This window comes from Vibrio parahaemolyticus (assembly GCF_900460535.1).
GTDB lineage: Bacteria > Pseudomonadota > Gammaproteobacteria > Enterobacterales > Vibrionaceae > Vibrio > Vibrio parahaemolyticus.
In genome coordinates this window covers 520,195-539,313 of the sequence record NZ_UHIL01000001.1, presented here as the reverse complement: position 1 = coordinate 539,313, position 19,119 = coordinate 520,195, and the positions used below count along the sequence as shown (strand labels likewise).

General features: G+C 46.7%; 18 protein-coding genes and 1 riboswitch. Of the genes, 8 read left to right on the top strand and 10 right to left on the bottom strand.

The annotated features are described in order from the left end of the window. Positions 1–39: 39 nt before the first annotated feature. From thiQ to mpl, 5 genes are all read right to left on the bottom strand, one after another. The gene (gene thiQ, locus DYB02_RS02875; protein ID WP_029806904.1) at positions 40–744 is read right to left on the bottom strand and encodes a thiamine ABC transporter ATP-binding protein; all 705 of its coding nucleotides are present in this window, start codon (positions 742–744) and stop codon (positions 40–42) included. Then, positions 744–2,330, bottom strand: coding sequence for a thiamine/thiamine pyrophosphate ABC transporter permease ThiP (thiP, locus tag DYB02_RS02870; RefSeq protein ID WP_077345751.1), 1,587 nt, complete (start codon positions 2,328–2,330; stop codon positions 744–746). The genes thiQ and thiP overlap by 1 nt, the downstream gene beginning before the upstream one ends. Before the next feature lie 41 nt (positions 2,331–2,371). Next, positions 2,372–3,364, bottom strand: coding sequence for a thiamine ABC transporter substrate binding subunit (thiB, locus tag DYB02_RS02865; protein WP_017449020.1), 993 nt, complete (start codon positions 3,362–3,364; stop codon positions 2,372–2,374). A gap of 72 nt (positions 3,365–3,436) precedes the next feature. Further along, positions 3,437–3,573, bottom strand: a riboswitch (TPP riboswitch). A 37-nt stretch (positions 3,574–3,610) separates the two neighbouring features. Beyond that, positions 3,611–4,249 carry a flavin prenyltransferase UbiX gene (locus tag DYB02_RS02860; protein ID WP_005489583.1) on the bottom strand — a complete coding sequence of 213 codons (639 nt, stop codon included), beginning with the start codon at positions 4,247–4,249 and terminating at the stop codon, positions 3,611–3,613. A gap of 5 nt (positions 4,250–4,254) precedes the next feature. After that, on the bottom strand, positions 4,255–5,613 hold the full coding sequence (gene mpl, locus DYB02_RS02855) for a UDP-N-acetylmuramate:L-alanyl-gamma-D-glutamyl-meso-diaminopimelate ligase (protein WP_025633123.1): 1,359 nt from the start codon (positions 5,611–5,613) through the stop codon (positions 4,255–4,257). A gap of 312 nt (positions 5,614–5,925) precedes the next feature. Here mpl and fbp point away from each other — a divergent pair, with 312 nt between their 5' ends. Together fbp and ppa are read left to right on the top strand one after the other, a co-directional pair. Next, complete coding sequence (fbp, locus tag DYB02_RS02845) at positions 5,926–6,942, top strand: class 1 fructose-bisphosphatase (protein WP_005454699.1); 1,017 nt, start codon at positions 5,926–5,928, stop codon at positions 6,940–6,942. Positions 6,943–7,069: 127 nt separating this feature from the next. Next, positions 7,070–7,600, top strand: a complete 531-nt coding sequence (gene ppa / locus DYB02_RS02840) for an inorganic diphosphatase (RefSeq protein WP_005454643.1) — start codon at positions 7,070–7,072, stop codon at positions 7,598–7,600. Between the two features lie 74 nt (positions 7,601–7,674). Here the strand turns inward: ppa and DYB02_RS02835 are convergent, their stop codons facing one another. The 4 genes from DYB02_RS02835 to tamA all read right to left on the bottom strand — a co-directional run bounded on the left by DYB02_RS02835 (position 7,675) and on the right by tamA (position 13,996). After that, a complete protein-coding gene (locus DYB02_RS02835; protein WP_005479645.1) occupies positions 7,675–8,037 on the bottom strand; it encodes a DUF2799 domain-containing protein in 363 nt (120 codons plus the stop codon). A gap of 96 nt (positions 8,038–8,133) precedes the next feature. Continuing rightward, positions 8,134–8,481 carry a gamma-glutamylcyclotransferase family protein gene (locus tag DYB02_RS02830; RefSeq protein ID WP_005454676.1) on the bottom strand — a complete coding sequence of 116 codons (348 nt, stop codon included), beginning with the start codon at positions 8,479–8,481 and terminating at the stop codon, positions 8,134–8,136. A gap of 44 nt (positions 8,482–8,525) precedes the next feature. Then, positions 8,526–12,287, bottom strand: coding sequence for an autotransporter assembly complex protein TamB (tamB, locus tag DYB02_RS02825; RefSeq protein ID WP_029804465.1), 3,762 nt, complete (start codon positions 12,285–12,287; stop codon positions 8,526–8,528). Beyond that, on the bottom strand, positions 12,284–13,996 hold the full coding sequence (gene tamA, locus DYB02_RS02820) for an autotransporter assembly complex protein TamA (protein WP_005489530.1): 1,713 nt from the start codon (positions 13,994–13,996) through the stop codon (positions 12,284–12,286). Before tamA ends, tamB begins: the two co-directional genes overlap by 4 nt. Before the next feature lie 167 nt (positions 13,997–14,163). On the opposite strand from tamA, the gene msrA reads away from it, so the two are divergent. Then, a complete protein-coding gene (msrA, locus tag DYB02_RS02815) occupies positions 14,164–14,802 on the top strand; it encodes a peptide-methionine (S)-S-oxide reductase MsrA (RefSeq protein WP_005454656.1) in 639 nt (212 codons plus the stop codon). Positions 14,803–14,885: 83 nt separating this feature from the next. On the opposite strand, the gene DYB02_RS02810 is transcribed toward msrA, so the two are convergent. Continuing rightward, positions 14,886–15,086, bottom strand: coding sequence for a DUF1107 domain-containing protein (locus tag DYB02_RS02810; protein ID WP_005454667.1), 201 nt, complete (start codon positions 15,084–15,086; stop codon positions 14,886–14,888). A gap of 212 nt (positions 15,087–15,298) precedes the next feature. Between DYB02_RS02810 and DYB02_RS02805 the strand changes: the two genes are divergently transcribed. The 5 genes from DYB02_RS02805 to DYB02_RS02785 all read left to right on the top strand — a co-directional run bounded on the left by DYB02_RS02805 (position 15,299) and on the right by DYB02_RS02785 (position 19,117). Next, on the top strand, positions 15,299–15,850 hold the full coding sequence (locus DYB02_RS02805; RefSeq protein ID WP_017449016.1) for a YtfJ family protein: 552 nt from the start codon (positions 15,299–15,301) through the stop codon (positions 15,848–15,850). A gap of 159 nt (positions 15,851–16,009) precedes the next feature. Then, the gene (locus tag DYB02_RS02800; protein WP_077345750.1) at positions 16,010–16,309 is read left to right on the top strand and encodes a DUF2607 domain-containing protein; all 300 of its coding nucleotides are present in this window, start codon (positions 16,010–16,012) and stop codon (positions 16,307–16,309) included. Positions 16,310–16,438: 129 nt separating this feature from the next. Next, a complete protein-coding gene (gene zrgA / locus DYB02_RS02795) occupies positions 16,439–17,068 on the top strand; it encodes a zinc uptake protein ZrgA (protein ID WP_029800779.1) in 630 nt (209 codons plus the stop codon). A 64-nt stretch (positions 17,069–17,132) separates the two neighbouring features. After that, positions 17,133–17,861, top strand: a complete 729-nt coding sequence (locus tag DYB02_RS02790; RefSeq protein ID WP_029804467.1) for an ABC transporter ATP-binding protein — start codon at positions 17,133–17,135, stop codon at positions 17,859–17,861. Beyond that, positions 17,858–19,117 (top strand): ABC transporter permease, encoded by a 1,260-nt coding sequence (locus DYB02_RS02785; RefSeq protein ID WP_005454685.1) that lies wholly within the window; start codon positions 17,858–17,860, stop codon positions 19,115–19,117. The genes DYB02_RS02790 and DYB02_RS02785 overlap by 4 nt, the downstream gene beginning before the upstream one ends. The last annotated feature ends 2 nt before the right edge of the window (positions 19,118–19,119 follow it).

Genomic DNA, 19,119 nt, shown 5'->3' with positions numbered 1-19,119 from the left:
GGTTGATGCTCGCATCAACCTTTTTTGTATCTCTCATCATTATCCGGCGGCGCGAACGAAGGCCTGTAGGGTCTTGCTGGGATGCTCGGCAGTCAGGGCATCAATCTCACCCACCGCTTCTACTTTTCCGTTAGCAACAAAGGCAAAGTGACTTGCAATCGCTTTGGCATCACTAAGATGATGCGTAACCATCAACACGGTAATTCCGCGCTCCGCAGCCAGTTTTTTTACCAAGCTCAGCATCTCTTCACGCAACACTGGATCAAGTGCCGAGAAAGGCTCATCCAACAGCCACATCGGATGAGGCTGAACAAAACAACGCGCTAAGGCAACACGTTGACGCTGCCCTCCAGAAAGGTGCTCAGGCAAACGGTCGAGGTACTCTGCAACGCCAACTTGCTGCGCAGCTTGTTCAACCTGACGTTTTTGGTCTACCGTGAGCTTTAGCCCTGGGTGTAAACCTAAGCCAATGTTGTCACGCACTGACAAGTGAGAAAACAAGTTATGCTCTTGGAACAGCATGGAGAAAGGACGCTGATAAGGCTCTTTGCGCACAATCGACTCACCATCAACCCAAATGTCACCTTGGTCAAGATGGATGAATCCTGCAACCAGAGCCAGCAAGGTTGATTTCCCTGCCCCACTCGGCCCCATCAACGATACAATCTGACCACGTTCAATGCTCAACTCAAAACGAAACAGTTCACGTTGGTAGGTGTACTGCACATCATCCAACACTAGCATTATGCTTTCTCCTTCGCTTTCAATACTTTCTCTATCAAGGCAAAACAGCCCACACTCAACAACAATAACGTCACGGACACCACCGCAGCGGCGTCCATCTGATAACTGCCGAGCAACTGGAACAAATACAGAGGTAAGGTACGAAATTCTTGTCCACCAAACAGCGCTATCGCGCTTAAATCCCCTATTGCAAACATAAAGCTGATCGCAAACGCATGTGCAAACGGCTTGCGCAGCGCCTGCCACTCCACCACTTTAAATCGTTGCCAGCCACGCATGCCTAAGCTGGCACAGACATACTGATACTGTTGCTCAATGTGCAGCATCGGTTGCGCTAGCGTTTTGATCACGTAAGGCAAAGCCATCAAACCATTCACCAAAATCACGACAAAAAACGCCAAGCTAAAAACATCGGTAAATGATCGCAGTAGTAAGAATAGGCCAGTGCTAATCACCAGCCCCGGCGTCACTAGAATAATGGTACCGATTAACTCTATTTGATCAGCTCGCGTGTTTTTATACTGCAAACGCCAACGGCGACTGGTCAACAATATAGACACTCCCGCAGCGACCGCAAGCGCACTGGCTAACCCTGCAACTTTGAGCGAGTTAGATAACGCAGACCAAAAACGTTCATCGGTTAACACCGTCCAAACTTGTTGGTTGATACCACTCAGTAACACCATCAGTAACGGCGGTATCACCAGTAAAAAGGCACCTATGATCCAAAAGCTATCCCATGCTTTTGACCACCCATGATCCTTCGTTAAAAATTGCTGTACCGATGTGCTGCCAGCACTGATAGCAACAGGCTTTGTTAACTTCTGTACTCCAATCGCAAGTAGTCCACACAACAGCATCTGCCACAACGCTAATAACGCACCAGCTTGCAAATCAAAATCAAACTTAATCGCTTGATAGATGGCTAGCTCAATAGTGGTGGATTTTGGCCCGCCACCCAGCGCCATCACAGTGGCAAAACTGGTGAAGCACAACATAAATACCAAGCCACAAACGTGAGGAAGTTGCTGCCTTAAACGCGGCCACTCCACCCAGCGAAACTTATCCCAATGGCTCATACCAAGATGCGCACACAGCTTGTGTTGCTCAGCAGGGATAGACTCCAAGGCTTGCAGCAGCAAGCGTGCCGCGTAAGGTAAATTAAAGAACACATGGGCAAGTAAGATGCCATTCAAACCATAAATAGAAAATGGGATTTTGGTGTCGAAACCTTGCAGCCACTGCGCTAACAAACCGCTGTTGCCATAAATCGCTAATAGCCCAAAAACACCAACCAAAACCGGCAAAACCAGTGTCGATGCAAATAGCTTAAGCAGTAATGATTTACCCCAAAATTGGCGACGCGAAAGTGCGTGCGCAACTGGAATGGCAAAACCAACACTGAGCAGTGTGGAAAGAAAAGCTTGGTAAAAGCTGAACTTGGTGACATGTTGATAATACGGGTCGTCCCATACCACAGACACATAAAGTGAAGGGGCTTGAACAATCAAAGCACCTAGGGCAGAAATAACAAAGGTCGCGATGATCATCGCGACCCCTAAACCTATTTTTGGAACAGAATTCAAAGGTAAAACCTATCTCATTTAGATGAGGGAGGAAACGTCAGCTAAAACGTCAGTGCGCTTTGCCATTCGCGAATCCAAGACTTACGCATTTTTGCCACTTCATCAGCACTAAAGCTCAACGACTTGCTTGGAACACTCAAGGTTTCAAAACCTTTAGGTAACTCAACGTCAGTAACTGGGTACATCCAGTTGCCCGTTGGCATCGCTGATTGGAACTCATCACTTAAAATGAAATTCATAAACTGATCAGCAAGTTCTGAATTTTTTGACCCTTTCACTTTGGCGGCTACTTCAACTTGCATGTAGTGGCCTTCAGCAAAATTCGCCGTCGCAAACTTTGAATCGTTTTCCGCAATTAAGTGGTACGCAGGTGACGTGGTATAAGAAAGCACCAAGTCCGACTCGCCGTTAAGGAACATGGAATACGCTTCTGACCAACCTTTCGTGACCGTTACGGTTTTGCTTGCTAGCTTCTGCCACGCTTGCGTCACATCGTCGCCATAAATGGATTTCATCCACAGCATCAAACCTTGGCCCGGCGTTGACGTACGCGGATCTTGATAAATCACTTTCAAATCGTCGCGCGTTTCCACCAGCTCTTTCATGCTTTTCGGCGGATTAGCCAGTTTCTCTTTGTTGTACACAAACGCGAAGTAGCCGTAATCGTACGGTACAAACGTCGTATCGCTCCAACCGTTTGGTAACACTGTGTTGGCCGTATCCACATTGTGCTCGGTAAGCAGACCGGTTTTCTTCGCTTCTGCCATCAGGTTGTTATCCAAACCTAACACGATGTCGGCTTTACTATTACCGCCTTCAAGACGAAGACGATTCAGGATCGACACACCATCGTCCAACGCTACGAAGTTAACGTCACAGCCACATTTTGCTTCAAAAGCTTGCTCGATTTTAGGACCCGGCCCCCAATCTGCGGCAAAAGAGTCGTAGGTATAGATGGTTAATGTGTTTTCAGCGGCAAACGCTGAAGTAGAAGTGATTGCAGCTAGGGCAATCAGATTTAGAGTGGTTTTCACTGCTCGCTCTCCATGAGTATTTCAGAGAAATAAGTTGAGCGGCACAGGGTTTGAGGCGGCTATTAAGGATTTCCAATATCCAGACTCAATTCCTACGCCAGCATTATCTGGTTCAGGTAATACGGGTCCCTAGTAAAGCACTTAGGTCTCAGCGCCCAAATGCATTGATTGACTCAATGCAAAATGGGTTTGCTCCCCGATGAGTTGGATGGATTGTAAAGGTATTTGAGTGGTTACACAATCAGCTCACGAGCGCTGGTCATAGCCCCAACGAGGCACTAAACCTTGCTCAATACCTAAGTGGTCGAGAATTCTCGCCACCATAAAATCCACTAAGTCTTCAATGCTCTTTGGCTGATGGTAGAAGCCCGGGGCCGCTGGCATGATGGTGACGCCCATTTGCGATAGCTTGTGCATGTTCTCAAGATGCAGCGTTGAAAATGGCGTTTCACGAACCACGAGCAACAGTTGCCCGCGTTCTTTCATTACCACATCAGCCGCCCGTTCGATCAAGTTGTCCGACATGCCATGCGCGATCGCCGCAACACTTCCTGCTGAACATGGGCAAACCACCATTTGCTTTGGTGCCGCTGAGCCAGACGCTACCGGTGAGAACCAGTCATCTTTACCACAAACAGTGATGTTATTTGGATCACAGTTGAGATGTTCCACCAGCGCTTGCTTTGCGGCGTCTGGCCCACTTGGCAGCTTAAGGTTGTGCTCTGTTGCCATCACAACGCGAGCCGCCGAAGAAATCAGAACGTAGACATGATAATCCGCCGCGACCAAACATTCTAAAAGACGAAGGCCATAAGGAGCACCAGAGGCACCCGTTAATGCCAACGTGATGGCTTTTTTCTGAGAGGGTTGTATTTTGTTGTGCATATCAATCAGGCTTTTAGTTTTAACTGCTCAAGAAGTTTTCCGTGAATACCACCAAAGCCACCGTTACTCATTACCAGAATTTGGTCTCCAGGCTGAGCACGTTCGACAATTTTAGCCACAAAGTTATCTATATCGGCATCGACAAACGCTGGCTGCTTGCATTGATCAGCAATGTCTTGCACCGACCATTCGATGTTGTCTGGCTGGAATAAGAACACTTCATCTGCGCTGTGTAGCGAAGCCGCGAGAGTATTCTTATGAACACCACGCTTCATGGTGGCAGAGCGAGGTTCCAATACAGCAAGGATACGTTTTTCACCCACTTTGTTACGCAAACCGCCCAGTGTCAGTTCAATTGCCGTAGGGTGATGCGCGAAATCATCGTAAACCGTGATGCCTTGTTCTTCACCTTTGAGCTCTAAACGACGCTTAGTGTTGATAAAACGACCCAACGCCTGACAAGCAAGTTCTGGCGTTACACCAACGTGTCGTGCGGCAGCGATCGCCATCAGTGCATTATCCACATTGTGGTCACCCACCAAATCCCATTCGACGGTACCGACCTTCTCGCCTTGCAAAGCAACTTCAAATTTTGAGCCATCAAGCACTAATTTGTGCGCTTGCCAGTCACCATCCTCACCAGAGAACTGTTTTTCCGTCCAACAGCCACGCTCTAATACATCCGCCAAAGCTTGATCCTGCTTCGGTGCTAAGATCAAACCATTGCCCGGTACCGTTCGTACTAAATGATGGAATTGGCGCTTGATCGCTTCTAGATCATCGAAGATGTCAGCATGATCGAACTCAAGGTTGTTCATGATTAAAGTGCGAGGATGGTAATGCACAAACTTAGAACGCTTATCGAAAAAAGCACTGTCATATTCGTCCGCTTCAACAACAAAAAACATGCTTTCGCCCAAACGAGCCGACACACCGAAGTTACCCAACACGCCACCAACGAGGAAACCAGGTTGATAACCACAGTCTTCGAGTATCCACGCCAGCATGCTCGAAGTGGTCGTTTTGCCGTGTGTGCCGGAGACAGCCAGCACCCAACGGTCATGCAGTAAAAATTCGTTCAGCCATTGTGGTCCTGAGGTGTAACGCATGTTGCTATTAAGTACATGCTCAACACACGGATTGCCACGGCTCATCGCGTTACCAATCACCACAAGGTCAGGTTGAGGATCGAGTTGAGACGGGTCGAAGCCTTCAATAATTTCAATACCTTGAGACTCTAGCAATGTGCTCATCGGTGGGTAAACATTGGCATCAGAACCCGTCACTTTATGCCCTAATTGACGCGCTAAAATTGCTGCGCCGCCCATAAACGTGCCACAGATACCCAAGATATGAATGTGCATAAACTAAACCTTGTAATGCGTTCTTTGATGCCTTCATTATCGCGATAACGACCAGAAAAGCGAGTGACTTTAGCCTTCTTCTTGCAGTCCCTTTCACAAATATGACAAGGTTGAACAGAGACTGTACAGCGCTCTGACCTGCGAATGAATCCCTGATTTGAGCAGACAAATAAATTGAGATCTCAGACAGTTACTTCATTACCATTAAAAAGATCCACGACTTAAAATTACATCTGGCGCAAACGTTTAACATCCATAAAGAGATGCCCGTTGCGCAACACCCCCAATGAAATGTAAATGTAAGGATTAACCATGTCAGGAATGCGCACCCTAGGCGAATTCATTGTTGAAAAACAAGCGGATTTCCCCCACGCTAGCGGTGATCTCTCATCTCTTTTAGCATCCATTCGTTTAGCTGCAAAAATCGTTAACCGTGAAATCAACGCAGCAGGTCTTGGTGATATCACTGGCGCTGTCGGCACGGAAAATGTCCAAGGCGAAGCACAGCAAAAGCTAGACGTGTACGCGAACGACAAATTTAAAGCGGCGCTTGAAGCTCGTGACCAAGTTTGTGGCGTTGCCAGTGAAGAAGAAGATGAAGCGGTTGCGTTCAACAAAGAACTCAACCAAAACGCAAAGTATGTTGTATTGATGGACCCACTTGATGGTTCTTCGAATATCGACGTAAACGTATCTGTCGGTACTATCTTCTCTATTTATCGCCGTGTTTCGCCTATTGGCACACCCGCGACAGAAGAAGATTTCCTTCAGCCAGGTCATAAGCAAGTTGCAGCAGGTTACGTAATTTACGGTTCATCAACGATGTTGGTGTACACCACAGGTAACGGCGTAAACGGCTTTACTTACGACCCTTCCATCGGCAGCTTCTGCCTATCTCATGAAAACATGATGATTCCTGAAGATGGTAAGATCTACTCCATCAACGAAGGTAACTACATTCGTTTCCCACAAGGTGTGAAAAAGTATATCAAATACTGCCAAGAGAATGTGCCTGAAGACGGTCGTCCATACACCTCTCGCTACATTGGTTCTTTGGTGGCGGATTTCCATCGCAACCTGCTTAAAGGTGGCATCTACCTTTACCCAAGTACGCAAAGTCACCCACAAGGCAAACTTCGCCTGCTTTACGAATGCAACCCAATGGCATTTCTCATCGAACAAGCGGGCGGCATTGCATCAGATGGCGTGAATCGCATCATGGACATCAAACCGACTGAGCTACACCAGCGTGTACCTTTCTTTGTGGGTTCGAAGAACATGGTTCGCAAAGTTGAAGAGTTCCTTGAACTGCACCGCGACGAAGAATAATCTCAGACCTTTGTCCAACGCGGCAGGTGTTTACCTGCCGCGTTTTTGTCGCTAAAGTGAAATGCGAATTAATCATAGATGAGGGCGATCTTCTGGCTACTCATCCTCAATGAAAAGGAATATTCAAATGAGCCTAAACCATGTACCAGCAGGTAAATCGCTACCTGAAGATATTTACGTCGTTATCGAAATCCCTGCCAATGCAGACCCTATCAAATACGAAGTAGATAAAGACTCTGGTGCTGTATTTGTCGACCGTTTCATGTCTGCGCCAATGTTTTACCCATGTAACTACGGTTACGTGAACAACACTCTTTCGCTTGATGGTGATCCAGTAGATGTCCTTGTCCCAACGCCATACCCACTCATGCCAGGTTCTGTTATTCGCTGCCGACCTGTTGGCGTTTTGAAGATGACGGATGAATCGGGCGAAGATGCCAAAGTCGTTGCCGTACCGCACTCTAAAATCTCTAAAGAGTATGAACACATTCAAGATGTGGGCGACATTCCTGAGTTGCTAAAAGCGCAAATCACGCATTTCTTTGAGCGCTACAAAGAGTTGGAATCAGGAAAATGGGTGAAAGTCGATGGCTGGGCAGATGTAGAAGCGGCAAAAGCAGAGATTCTACAATCTTACGAGCGTGCGCAAAACAAATAAGCGTAAACGCCAACCCCGAATACAAAAAGAGCTGCAAAGTGCAGCTCTTTGGCTTTCTAACCTAAACGCTTGCCTTAGATAGGAGCTCCTGCGGAGGACATACGACCAGCGTCATAATCGTGTTGGAAGAACGGGTCAACGTCATCGCAGATTCCGAAATACGGTCGTCCAACCACACCCAGCATATAGGCACTTTGCTCACAATACTCTTGCTTACCTTCTTGATAACCGTTTTGGTAGGCCATGATCAGTTCTGGCGTTGCGTGGTTAGTACCATCCAACTTAGCTATCCGCTCTTGTGACAACTCTCGTAATCCATCTAAGGCAGACTGTTTCCCGAACGCTTGCCAATCAGTCACACTGGTTGAAGCTGGTAAGGTGGTTTGCGCACAAGCAGACAGAAGCATCATCATCGCGCCAATTATTAACACTCTCATCATCACTCCTTACTTTTCTGACTTGTCGTTTTCTAACGTGTTTAGAAACGTTTTTAAATCTCGACAACGTTCTTACGATGGTTACTTAAGTATAGTTCACACCCTTTGACACCAATCACCAGACGCTATCTCTTCCGTAAGCTGCTCCGTGTCTTGATACAAGTAAATCCACGCTTGGCCAAATGGCGTTGCAATGCTCTCTCTGCGATATTCGACCGGTACGTCTTCAAGCTTATCGAGCGCCACCAAAGTATCATCATCAATCAGATAAACTTCGCCTTGGATTGAGCGCTGCCCTTCTGACAGCGCTGGGTACGAACCTACATCGTAGAGCGAAAATTGGGCGTCCGTTTCATGTAAACCAAGAAATTGAGCCGAGCTCAAATAATGATGGTTGTACTCTCCCTTACGTAACGTCCCGTAGACAAAAATCAAATGCTGCATAACCACTCCTTAGCTATGAGTTCTGTGTGGTTAGGACGTGTGCCCTAATCAAATTCAAATTGATAGAGTAGGTCAACTGCGCTATCTACACCAGATACCGCCTCTAAATATAAGTCTTGCATCAATCGGTAACGCACCGTGAACTCACCCAGCGAGTTGAAGATGCCAACACCATACTTAACCTGTAGACCTGGCAAAATGTAACCACTCACCGTCACTTGAGAGTCATCACCCGAGCCTGCCGTATCAAGCTGTAAATCTTGTACGCCAAAGGCTTCACCGATTTCTCCAACAACACGACCGCTTTTCGCCAAACTCAGACCAATCAATGTAGTCGTCATCGCGTTACCACCCGACTCACCATCAATATCTTGACCACGAAGCAGGTAAGACAACGCGTTGGCTTGTGGCATCGCAGGCTCCGAGAAAATTTCCACACTCGGATCGGAAGCAGGGCCAGTCACACGCACACCTGCGATCACATCGTCTTGAGTATTGTCAGGGTTACGAATCGCTTTGATCGATACGTACGGTTGATCCGCTGGACCGTTCATTAAGATCTTACCTTCTTCGATCACCAAATCTTGACCAAATGAACGGTAAGAACCGTCAACGATGTTTACCTCACCAACGATGAATGGTCCTTTGTCTTTTTGTGTCACGTTAAGGCTACCTTTCAAGCCGCCCTTCAAGCCAAACGCCGCAAGTTGGAAGTCATCACCAATCTTGATGTTGATGTCCGTTTCGACGTTGAATGGCATAGCCGCCACTTCATCAACTGGCTGTAAGTCCTTGTTCAAAATCACGGTATCACTCGAAACACCAACCGCACTTGGTGGCAGTTCCTCAATGACGATACGCCCCCATGGCAGATTGATGTTACCTTCCACCTTCGCCAACTGCGGTGTGACATCGATGGTCATGTCCGGCTCAACTTTGATTTTGACCATCGGCGGCATATCAACTTTCAGCTCTTTTGCAAACACGCGGGCGCGAGTTCGCCAGTCTTGCAGGTCACGCCAGTCAGCATCACCGGTGATTTCTAGCTTACCGTCAGGCGTAATGATCCCAGCATCCAAATCCGCTTGGTGACCTTTAAAGTTGATCACGACTTGTCCGGAGTTGATGTCGATTGGCGTCACTTCGCCTTGCAGTTTCATTTGATCGATAAGGAACTGACCATTCACTTTTGGATGCATTACATCACCAGACAAGGCCAAATCAGTATTCATATTCGCCTTGAACAAGCTGTATTCCCCGATCAACGGAGCCAAGAAGTCCAAGTGGAACGTAGAAAGCGCAACCTTACCGTCAATAGTTGGCTTCTCAGATGAGACATTCAGTAAAGAAACCTTACCAGACAAGTCACCGTTATCTTTCACATCAAATAACCACTCAGCATCAAGCTTGTCTTTCGCTAATGCCGCTTTAAAGCTGAAGCTGTCCCAGCCCACTTTAATTGGCTGCTCTAGTGCTTGTTCAACTTGACCTTTTGGCATGTTGACACTCAAGGTAACTTCAGGCTTTTTCTCTGGAGCCCATTTAGCAAAAGCCTGTGCATTAACTGAACCTTGCAGCTTGGTTTCTGGCGGCAGGAATTGTTTAATTTGGTCGAAATTAAAATCATTGATCGCTAACTTCGCTTGGCCACTCTTACCGACACTAATATCTTCGGTTAGACACACACTCGACTTCGCTTGCAACCAACAATGGGCTTGAACATTCGCGATCTGTTTGTCGATATTGACCTTCACCGCAGTCGATTTTTGCAGTGACCAAGGACCTTGTTGCGAGCTCAGCGTCAAGCGGCGCAGCGCCCCATCCCAAATCATTTCTGGCTTCTGCTTAAACGTCCCTTCGATTTCCAAACTGGTCGAAACCAGATCTGACACCACATCAAGCGTCAGTTGATGCAGTTTTTCATCTCCAGAGACTTCAAGATCCGCGCTATCAACTTTAATGTCGTCGTAGGTAATGTTATTCGCAATAAGACTTAAGTTCGCTTTTGGTGCTGGCAGAGGCGTCACATCGCCCTTTAAGGTGATCGTTTCTACATTCGCCTGTTGCTGCCAGTTGATCTGATTTAAAGCGAGATCAAGATTGATGTCAGGCTCTTTCAAACTACCACGTAGCGCTACTTTACCTTGCATCTTACCCGCAAGATCCGGAACACTTTTCGCAAAGTCAGGGAAGTTAACCTCAACATCCATCAAGATTTGTTTGTCGATCTTGCCCTTCGCACTCAGTTGGTTCGGGCCATGAGAAAGCGCTAAACCTTGAGTGGTTAGTTGGATGTCTTCACCTTTGCCATTCTTATCAGACGCTTCAAGTTGCCCTTCGACATTCAATGGATAACCTCGTAAAATGCCGTCGATGTCTAACTTAGGCAAACTGACTTGCCAACCACCTTGTTCCGTTAACGATCCCGACGTCGAGAGGCTACCGCTGATATCCCCTTCTGCTTCTTTCCACTGCAATCCTGGTTGAATGTTCTTTAGGTTCAGGTCGGCTTGCCAGTTGATTGGCGCCGCCCAATTCGCCATAACTTTCCCAGAAAGTTCGCCCCCCAAAGTTTTCACTACAAGGCTTTCGAGATCGATTTGCTCCAGCGTACCTTTGCCGTTCAGCGCAACATCAACGGCAGGAATGTCTTTGCCTGACGCTTTGGTTTCTAATGCGACTTCGTAACCATCAAGTGAACCTTTTGCCGCCAAACTTGGTACAGAAACCTGATAATCACTTTGCCCAAATAGCGGCCATTGCGCTTGAACATTTTTGATCGAAACATCAAACGGCAACTGCGTTTTAAGCGGTTGGATGTCACCTTTGATCTCCGCTTGTACAAGCTCAGAAAGCGTAGCATTTAACGATAAATCCCCAACCGAGCCAGAAGCCGAAAGCGACAGTTTTTGTCCCTTCGCATCCGCTTGCTTCACTAACGCGTCCAATTGCGCTTTGATTGGGTAATCAGCAGAAAGAGTCACTTGTGTGCTTAACTTGCCTTCCACTTCTGGCATGTCGATCTCTAACGTTTTGACATCAACACGCTCACCACCCGCTCTTGCAACCAAACCAAGATGATTGACGATCACTGGCGTTTCACCTGCCAGTTTAAAATTGTGAATATCCAGACGGCGCGCTTCTACCGTCAGCGGAATCCATACTTCTGGTAACACAATATCTTGCGGCGTAGCGTCAGCTTCTTTCGGCTCCTCGACAGCCGCTTCAGCTTCACTTGGTGCGAGCGCAACATTGATGTCTTTTAACGCAGTTGGTGCGATCACCAAACGATCGCCCTGCATCGACAAAGCGGTCGAGAACGTTTGCCAATCAATCTGATTGCCTAACACATTGACGTTGATGTCATTAAAGCTGACTTTATTGACAAAAATTGGCACTGGCGTGCTGATAGAACGTAGCGGTGGTGTTTCTTCTTCAGGCTCTTCACTGGCAGGTGGCAATTCTGGCATTTGGAAGTTAACACCTTGCAGCGCCAGTTCATCAACACACACTTTTGGGTCAAAGAAACAGCGGAAGTTAATCGCCAACGCAAGGCGCTCAACTTTCGCATCAATATGTAAAGACTCATCAACAAAACTGACATTTTGCAGTGCAAAACGAGGGAATAGCGAACCTTGAATGCTCTCGACTTTGAGTTGAGGTAAGGCTTTCTCTGCGCCCCAAATCGCCAGCTTCAACCCTGGATGGGTAAACAGTACCGTTGCGACAAAAATAGTGATTAACAACAGCAGACCAATCAAACTTAGTGATAACCACTTGGTCCACTTAAACATCTTTTTGATCATAGCTCAGGCCCCAAAGAGAAGTGGATGCGGAATTCGTTGTTTGGCTTTTCATCCAGCCCCCACGCAAAGTCGAAGCTTACCGGTCCCACAGGTGAAGCCCATCGAATACCAACCCCGGCACCAGATTTCCATTCAGGTGTGTCATTAAACGCATCACCAATATCGTAGAACGTTGCGGCCCACCAGTTGCCGTAAACACGATATTGATACTCTAAGGTGCTGCTTAAGATGTATTTCGCACCCGTTAATGCGCCACTTTCATCGACAGGTGAGATGGATTCATAGCCATAACCACGGATGTTGTTGTCACCACCAGCAAAGAAACGCAACGATGGCGAAAGCTTTTCAAATTCCTCCGTGATATTAGCCCCCCCTTCGAGACGGAACAAACCACGATGGTTTTCGCCGATGCCTCGAATCCACGAAGATCGCCCAAGCAAACGCAATACTCGCGTTTCAGACAGTAGCGCCGGATCGCCGTATTCAACCGTTACGCTTTGCTTATCGCCCCACATTGGCATACTGCCACCACGGACACGAGTACGCGAAAAGGTTGCGCCAGGAAGCACAAACTGCACGCCATCATCTTGCAAACCTTGCGAGAAGTTTTCGTACAAGTGACGAACGTACACGGTTTTGTGCCAACCACCGTCGGTTAACCAGTGTCTTTCTACCGCAAGGTTTGATTCCAAACTCTCAGTATCACGGTTGTCCAAATGCTTCAGACCAAATTGCAATTGATAGTATTCACGTAAGACGTCGTCTAATGGAATTTTGTAGCCGGCGGTGATGGTTTGTTCTGGTTTGGAGAGAGAAAGCGCCGTATTAAAGCTATGACCGCGTGCACTTACCCATGGTTTTTTCCATTTTAAAGTGCCGCGCACACCCGTATCGGTGGAGTAACCAATACCGGTTTCAATTTGGTTTTTCGCAGCAGGCGCTAACGAGACTTTAATCGGCAGCTCGCGCCCATCTTCAAGCTTACTTAAGTCAGGCTCAACAAACACGGAGGAGAACCAATCCGTGTTAGAGAGGTTTTGGTTGTATTCACCCACATCAGAGACAAGGTAAGGTTCACCAATTTCAAAAGGTCGCATCGACTCAACACGGTTTTCCCAGATCTGGCTTCCCGTAATTTCTACCGGACCAAAGTGATAGCGAATACCGCTGTCGTAGTGCAAACGCACATTGGCTTCATTCAATTCAGGGATCACTTCCAGCTTGTTGAGCTTAAAGTCACCATTGAAGTAACCACGTTGCAAAGCCAGGTTACGAATCCCTGATTTAAGGCTGTCATACTCACCCTGATTTAAAATCCGCCCAACTTTTAAAGGCGATTTGGCGATGAGATTCGCGAATTCTTCATCCTCTTTCGCTTCACCGCTGATCACGACATCCATTACTTTGATCTTAACTGGTAAACCTTTGTGGATGTTAACGATCAGCTCGTCATTCCCTTCGGAAATAGAGTATGAAATTTTTGCATGATAATAGCCAAGCGCATTCAGCGCTTCGGTGATACTTTGATCCAATCGCGCCTGAAAGCGCAGCGAAGTGGAGTAATCCTTCTCTGGAATCGAAGACAGGTACGCTTTCACGTTATCTTCCAGTGCGCCATCGATGCCTTTAAGCTTTAAAGAAACATCGGCATACGCGCTCTGAGAAACAACCAACAAGCCAACAATGATGGGGAGAGCTTTTTTTATCATGCTTTTTTAGCTGAATGAGGTTAAATAAACGTAAATAATGATAACGCCAATTAAAGGCTAAGTCTGTAATATTAATAGGTTTACCGCGGTCTATGTCATAACAACATCAGATACAGACGAAATGAAAAAGTTCGCAAATTTAAGACACGTATTAAAGGACAAATACCATGCTCAACAAACAGACATTAATCAGTATAGAAGATGCCCTGCCTGGTAGAGAACAACCAATGCAGATTGAAGATTGTCATTTTGTAAATCAATCGAGTCTAACAGCACCATTAGCCCATCATCAGCAACAGATTTTGTTAGGCATGGGGTGCTTTTGGGGCGCCGAGCGTCTCTTTTGGCAATTGGATGGCGTGGTTTCGACATCTGTGGGCTATGCGGGTGGGTTTACACCAAATCCAACCTACGAAGAAGTGTGTACGGGTAAAACCGGTCATACTGAGGTTGTGAGAGTCGTGTTTGATGAGCGTGTTATCTCACTAGCACAACTCCTTGCGGTATTTTGGGAAAAACACGACCCGACTCAAGGCATGCGCCAAGGTAACGATCTCGGCACACAATATCGATCTGCGATTTACACGTACTCTCAAGAGCAGCAAGAAATTGCTGAAAAATCAAAGCTTCAGTATCAACAAGCATTAGAAGCTGAGCTTCGCTCAACGATTACTACTGAGATCGTCCCAGCAGGGCCTTACTATTTTGCAGAAACCTACCATCAACAGTATCTTGCAAAGAATCCGGATGGCTACTGTGGCATAGGCGGCACAGGTGTTTGCTTCCCACCAAGCTTGCAAGGCTAATCAAACTGCACTGAAACGAGAAAGAGCGACCAAGGTCGCTCTTTTTAATCTTTCGCTTTTTGGGTTAACACGCCATAAATGATTTAGGCGGATAATGATGAAATTGCTTGGTTTACTTCTTTAAAGACAGCCAGTCGCTTTTGATCTTTCACATCAGGAAGCAGCACTTTGCCATTATCAAAGCAGAAACTTCCCACCCCAACAATGAAGAATTGCCCTTTAAACAACGTCTTTACGAAACGGGCCACTTGTAGTGGTCGATATACAGCAAACTCACGTAGCATAATTCACCTCAATTCCTTTGAGAAAACCCCGATTGCTTATTCTCTGCAACCTTAATGCGCATTTTGCGACGGACTTCAGTGTAGCAAATTCTAACTACAACGCAACATTACACCACCGCATACGTTAAATAAATGTTATCAACAATTCTACAAATTTGCCGGGACTGGATATATACTGGCTTAACTCCCAAACCCAAATGGAATATAACAATATGAAAACTAAGACTCTCCTACCTATACTGCTTGCTCTTTCTCCAAGTTTGGCTTTCGCACATAACTTGTCGGTTGGTGAAACCGTTCCACCTGCACAAGTCGGCGCATACGGTGAAATTGTTTTACAAGGTGAAGGTGTGGCTTACCAGCCTTGGGCAACACAGCATATGTTAGGTAAAGTCCGCGTAATTCAAGCGATTGCTGGTCGCAGCAGTTCAAAAGAAATGAACGCACCGCTGATGACTGCAATTACCGCCGCTAAATTCCCAGAAGATAGCTACCAGACCACCACCATCATCAACCAAGATGATGCGATTTGGGGCACTGGCTCATTTGTGAAATCTTCAGCACAAGACAGTAAAAAAGAGTTTCCTTGGTCATCAATGGTATTGGATGAAAATGGTTTGGTGGCGAACACTTGGGGGCTAAAAGAAGAAAGCTCTGCGATCATCGTACAAGACAAACAAGGCAAAGTACTGTTTGTAAAAGAAGGCGCATTGACGCAAGACGAGATTACACAGGTGATTGGCCTTATCAAGCAAAGCATTTAGTTCGAGATGACGGCTCCTGACTCGGCACCAATCAGGAGCCTCAATCACACGATGTCCCACTAATATGCTGTGTTAAATTTTCCTCACCAGACAAAAGAGTGAACTTTTGCCAATAATGAGTGTTATATTATAACACCCGTTAGGATTTCAGGCGTTCAGATGTACTTTTCTTGGCAAACCATTTTCAGATCTTGGCATCGCACTATTGTACTTTTCAGTGTTGCTTTGCTGATCATCTGGAATTTTGCTTCGATCTTTCATCAAGTCGACCTCACACCAGAGCATCATACCCATCATCACTGCCAACTCTTTGCTGGCGCGCAACATGGTCTCGCTAAAGCACAACTGGCAATCCCTGTGCCGTCATACACACGGGCCCATTATGATGATGTCCCAGAGCGCTCGCATCATGTAGAAGAAGTATTCAGCGCTGCGCGTGCACCACCTTATTTTGCGTAAACACTCAAACACAACCCAATTACGTTATTTCCAACGTGTATAGACGCGTTTCAATAACAGAACGTCAAATGAGTACTAAATCTGAAATCAACCAGATCTCGGATTTATCAGCAAAATTAGGAAAGTAAAATGCCATCTAAACAGGTTTTAGCGATCGTTATCGGTTTGTCTCTATCGACAGTCGCAACAGCAGAAGAATACCGCCAACACAGTGCACACGTTCATGGTCATGTTGAATTTAATATTGCCCAAGACGGCAGTGACTTGCTGCTCGAAATCACAGCTCCTGGGGCTGATGTGGTCGGCTTTGAACACGCACCAGAAAATGCAGAGCAAGAGAAAACACTGCAACATGCAATCGCAACGCTAGAAGATAGCAACGCACTGTTTGCGATTAACCCACAAGCACAATGCGAAATTGAAGAAGTTCATGTTGAACACTCGCTTGAGGGGCAACATGAAGAACATGAGCACCATGATCATGAAGGCCATGACCATGATGAACACGCCCATCACGATCACGACAAACATGAGCACGACGGTCATGAAGGTCACGACCATTCAGAGCACAGCGACCACGGTGAATTTACCGTGCAATATCGCTTTCATTGTGCCCAAGTCGGCGAACTCAGCCATATTCAAACTGATTGGTTTAACCAATTCCCAAGTACTGAATCGGTAAATGTAAACTTATTCACAGATACGACTCAATCAGCCACTAGCTTAACCAAAAGCAACACTCAAATCGCAATCAAATAACCCAAATAGCGTGTAAGTACCCACTTACACGCTGTGTTTTTTTAATTCGCTTTGGTGATTTACTATGACTGATTCAGCATCAAACGTGGTTGAGCTCAAACAAGCTCAGTTTTTCTGGCCCGGTTCAGAGACCGCGGTGATCAATATTCCTGATTTGCAGATAGCAACAGGTGAGCATGTCTTTATCAAAGGGCCAAGTGGCTGTGGAAAATCCACACTTTTAGCTTTGCTCACCGGAATCAATACGTTAAGTGCAGGCTCGTTATCAGTACTCAATACGAACTTAGCGACGCTGAGTTCAAGCCGCAGAGATAGATTCCGCGCCGACCACATTGGTTATATCTTCCAGCAATTCAACTTGCTGCCGTATTTGAATGTCATCGACAACGTATTACTTCCTTGCCAGTTCAGTAAAGTGAGACGAGATCGCGTGACACCAAACGCCTCCAAAGCCGAGCTTTTATCACAAGCGACAACCTTGTTGGAGCGGCTTCATTTACCGACAAATTTACACTCTCGCCCAGTGTCAGAGCTGAGTATTGGACAACAACAGCGAGTGGCGGCAGCTCGTGCGCTGATAGGGCATCCTGCGTTAGTCATTGCTGACGAGCCGACATCTGCACTCGATCATGATAATCGCATGGCGTTCATCGAACTGCTGATGGAACAGGCTAATCAAGCCAACGCGACATTAATCTTTGTCAGCCATGATCCAACTCTGGAAAGCTTGTTCGATCGCACCATTAACCTGCCAGAAATAAACCAAAGCCGTAACATGGAGGTGCTATCGTGAGTGCTGTAATCAAACTCGCTTGGAAAAGCTTGATGAACCGCAAAGCGACAGCGGTGTTGACGATCATGACGGTAGCAATATCGGTAATCTTGCTGCTTGGCGTAGAACGTATCCGCACTCAAGCAAAAGACAGCTTTGCGAACACCATTTCCGGAACTGACCTAATTGTCGGCGGACGCTCAGGCCAAGTGAACTTACTGTTGTATTCCGTCTTTCGTATCGGTAATGCCACCAATAATATCGATTGGAAAAGCTATCAAGAATTCAGCCAGCATCGCGCGGTTGATTGGGCAATTCCCATTTCGCTTGGAGACTCTCACAAAGGCTTTCGAGTGATGGGAACCAATCATAGTTACTTTGAGCATTATAAGTACGGAAGTAAGCAACCACTTACTTTCTCGAAAGGGAAAGAGTTCAATGGGTTATTTGAAACCGTACTCGGATCGGACGTCGCCAAACAATTGGGTTACCAGATAGGCAGTGAAATCATCATTGCACATGGTATCAGCGATGTTGGCTTCAGCCGTCACGATAAACTGCCATTCAAAGTTGTTGGTATTTTAGCTCCAACTGGCACACCAGTAGATAAGACTGTTCACGTCTCGTTAGAGGCGATCGAAGCCATTCATGTCGGTTGGGAAAGTGGTGCACGCTTGGGCCCAACACCGGATGCCAAGGTATTACAAGAAAGGGACTTTCAACCAAAACAGATCACTGCCATGCTTGTGGGCTTGAAATCGCGCATTCAAACTTTTGCGTTGCAAAGGCAGATCAACAACTACCCGAAAGAACCTCTCAGTGCCATTATGCCCGGTGTCGCGCTACACGAATTGTGGGGCATGATGTCTGTCGCAGAACAGGCCTTGATGGCAGTTTCTGGTTTTGTGGTTATCGCGGGTTTACTCGGCATGTTAAGCAGCCTACTGACCAGCTTACAAGAACGACGTCGAGAAATGGCCATTTTACGCGCTATGGGAGCGCGCCCACGCCACGTTTTTTCTCTGCTCATTAGTGAAGCGAGTTTACTCACAGCAGCAGGTATCGTCACCGGCGTTTTGGGGCTGTATGCGATACTCGCCCTACTTCAGCCCCTAATTCAACAACACTACGGTATAAATCTCACGTTAAGCACGCTTTCTGCGTACGAATGGATGCTGCTTAGCTTTGTACAATGCGCCGGTATTGTGATTGGTTTTATTCCAGCATTCCGCGCCTACAGACAGTCACTCAGTGACGGAATGACCATAAGGATCTAACG

Coding starts and splice junctions, on each gene's coding strand:
- DYB02_RS02805 (WP_017449016.1), top strand. CDS start 15,299: ATGAAAACTAAGACTCTCCTACCTATACTGCTTGCTCTTTCTCCAAGT.
- fbp (WP_005454699.1), top strand. CDS start 5,926: ATGTCAGGAATGCGCACCCTAGGCGAATTCATTGTTGAAAAACAAGCG.
- thiQ (WP_029806904.1), bottom strand. CDS start 744: ATGCTAGTGTTGGATGATGTGCAGTACACCTACCAACGTGAACTGTTT.
- DYB02_RS02790 (WP_029804467.1), top strand. CDS start 17,133: ATGACTGATTCAGCATCAAACGTGGTTGAGCTCAAACAAGCTCAGTTT.
- zrgA (WP_029800779.1), top strand. CDS start 16,439: ATGCCATCTAAACAGGTTTTAGCGATCGTTATCGGTTTGTCTCTATCG.
- DYB02_RS02835 (WP_005479645.1), bottom strand. CDS start 8,037: ATGAGAGTGTTAATAATTGGCGCGATGATGATGCTTCTGTCTGCTTGT.
- DYB02_RS02830 (WP_005454676.1), bottom strand. CDS start 8,481: ATGCAGCATTTGATTTTTGTCTACGGGACGTTACGTAAGGGAGAGTAC.
- tamA (WP_005489530.1), bottom strand. CDS start 13,996: ATGATAAAAAAAGCTCTCCCCATCATTGTTGGCTTGTTGGTTGTTTCT.
- DYB02_RS02800 (WP_077345750.1), top strand. CDS start 16,010: ATGTACTTTTCTTGGCAAACCATTTTCAGATCTTGGCATCGCACTATT.
- tamB (WP_029804465.1), bottom strand. CDS start 12,287: ATGATCAAAAAGATGTTTAAGTGGACCAAGTGGTTATCACTAAGTTTG.
- mpl (WP_025633123.1), bottom strand. CDS start 5,613: ATGCACATTCATATCTTGGGTATCTGTGGCACGTTTATGGGCGGCGCA.
- ppa (WP_005454643.1), top strand. CDS start 7,070: ATGAGCCTAAACCATGTACCAGCAGGTAAATCGCTACCTGAAGATATT.
- DYB02_RS02810 (WP_005454667.1), bottom strand. CDS start 15,086: ATGCTACGTGAGTTTGCTGTATATCGACCACTACAAGTGGCCCGTTTC.
- msrA (WP_005454656.1), top strand. CDS start 14,164: ATGCTCAACAAACAGACATTAATCAGTATAGAAGATGCCCTGCCTGGT.
- DYB02_RS02860 (WP_005489583.1), bottom strand. CDS start 4,249: ATGCACAACAAAATACAACCCTCTCAGAAAAAAGCCATCACGTTGGCA.